This is a genomic window from Streptomyces jumonjinensis, assembly GCF_009600885.1.
In the GTDB taxonomy this organism is placed as follows: Bacteria; Actinomycetota; Actinomycetes; order Streptomycetales; family Streptomycetaceae; genus Streptomyces; species Streptomyces jumonjinensis.
Genome location: NZ_VCLA01000197.1, coordinates 177617 through 178085 on the forward strand (window position 1 = coordinate 177617; position 469 = coordinate 178085).

Genomic DNA, 469 nt, shown 5'->3' on the forward strand with positions numbered 1-469 from the left:
CGGGAACAACACCATCACCGTGATCGGCGGGGAGGGCGGCACCGGGGGGCTCAACAGTGACGGCGGCCCCGGCGGGGTGGCCAACGACGGCGACATCATCGCCGCGGGTTCCATCACCGTCACCGGCGGCCCCGGGGGGAACGCCGGACGCACCCAGTTCGGCGACAGTCCCGACTCCGACGGCGGCGAGGGCGGCATCGGCAACGACGCCAGGATCCAGACCCGTCTGCTGTCCGGCCTCACCAACCAGATCACCGTGACCGGAGGGAACGCCGGCTTCGGCCGCTCCACCGGCGAAGGCGGCAACGGCGGCGACGCCAACAACGACACCATCAACGTCACCGGCACCGTCACCCTCCAGGGCGGGACGGGCGGAGACACCACCGAGACCGGCTCGGAAGGCGGTAACGGCGGCATCGGCAACGACGGCCCCCTGACCGTCGTCGGCCTCGGCAGCACCTCCACCGGA

1 pseudogene is annotated in these 469 nt (G+C 72.3%); it reads left to right on the top strand.

Annotated elements, in window-relative coordinates:
- Positions 1–469, top strand: a pseudogene (locus FF041_RS38365) (hypothetical protein); the annotation flags it as partial.